General features: G+C 56.6%; 1 rRNA gene. It reads right to left on the reverse strand.

Going from position 1 to position 1,463, the window contains the following annotated elements:
- Positions 1-14: 14 nt before the first annotated feature.
- Positions 15-1,463: ribosomal RNA gene (locus Csp2054_RS17565) — 16S ribosomal RNA — on the reverse strand; the annotation flags it as partial.

Here is a 1,463-nt window from a genome sequence, read left to right on the forward strand (position 1 = left end):
CAGATGCTCCTTAGAAAGGAGGTGATCCAGCCGCACCTTCCGGTACGGCTACCTTGTTACGACTTAGTCCTAATCACCGATCCCACCTTCGACGGCTCCTTCCACAAGGGTTAGGCCACCGGCTTCGGGTGTTACCGACTTTCATGACTTGACGGGCGGTGTGTACAAGGCCCGGGAACGTATTCACCGCAGCGTTGCTGATCTGCGATTACTAGCGACTCCGACTTCATGAGGTCGAGTTGCAGACCTCAATCCGAACTGAGACCGGCTTTTTGGGATTCGCTCCACCTTACGGTATCGCAGCCCTTTGTACCGGCCATTGTAGCATGCGTGAAGCCCAAGACATAAGGGGCATGATGATTTGACGTCATCCCCACCTTCCTCCGAGTTGACCCCGGCAGTCTCCTATGAGTCCCCGCCATAACGCGCTGGCAACATAGAACGAGGGTTGCGCTCGTTGCGGGACTTAACCCAACATCTCACGACACGAGCTGACGACAACCATGCACCACCTGTACACCGACCACAAGGGGGCGACCATCTCTGGCCGTTACCGGTGTATGTCAAGCCTTGGTAAGGTTCTTCGCGTTGCATCGAATTAATCCGCATGCTCCGCCGCTTGTGCGGGCCCCCGTCAATTCCTTTGAGTTTTAGCCTTGCGGCCGTACTCCCCAGGCGGGGCGCTTAATGCGTTAGCTACGACACAGAAACCGTGGAAAGGTCCCTACATCTAGCGCCCAACGTTTACGGCGTGGACTACCAGGGTATCTAATCCTGTTCGCTCCCCACGCTTTCGCTCCTCAGCGTCAGTTACGGCCCAGAGATCTGCCTTCGCCATCGGTGTTCCTCCTGATATCTGCGCATTCCACCGCTACACCAGGAATTCCAATCTCCCCTACCGCACTCTAGTCTGCCCGTACCCACTGCAAGCCCGAGGTTGAGCCTCGGGATTTCACAGCAGACGCGACAAACCGCCTACGAGCTCTTTACGCCCAATAATTCCGGACAACGCTTGCACCCTACGTATTACCGCGGCTGCTGGCACGTAGTTAGCCGGTGCTTTTTCTGCAGGTACCGTCACTCTCGCTTCTTCCCTACTAAAAGAGGTTTACAACCCGAAGGCCGTCATCCCTCACGCGGCGTTGCTGCATCAGGCTTTCGCCCATTGTGCAATATTCCCCACTGCTGCCTCCCGTAGGAGTCTGGGCCGTGTCTCAGTCCCAGTGTGGCCGGTCACCCTCTCAGGCCGGCTACCCGTCGTCGCCTTGGTGAGCCATTACCTCACCAACAAGCTGATAGGCCGCGAGTCCATCCCCAACCAAAAAATCTTTCCACCACCAGGCCATGCGACCAGTAGTCATATCCAGTATTAGACGTCGTTTCCAACGCTTATCCCAGAGTCAGGGGCAGGTTACTCACGTGTTACTCACCCGTTCGCCACTAATCCACCCAGCAAGCTGGGC

The sequence above is a fragment of the Curtobacterium sp. 'Ferrero' genome (genome assembly GCF_002412165.1).
In the GTDB taxonomy this organism is placed as follows: Bacteria; Actinomycetota; Actinomycetes; order Actinomycetales; family Microbacteriaceae; genus Curtobacterium.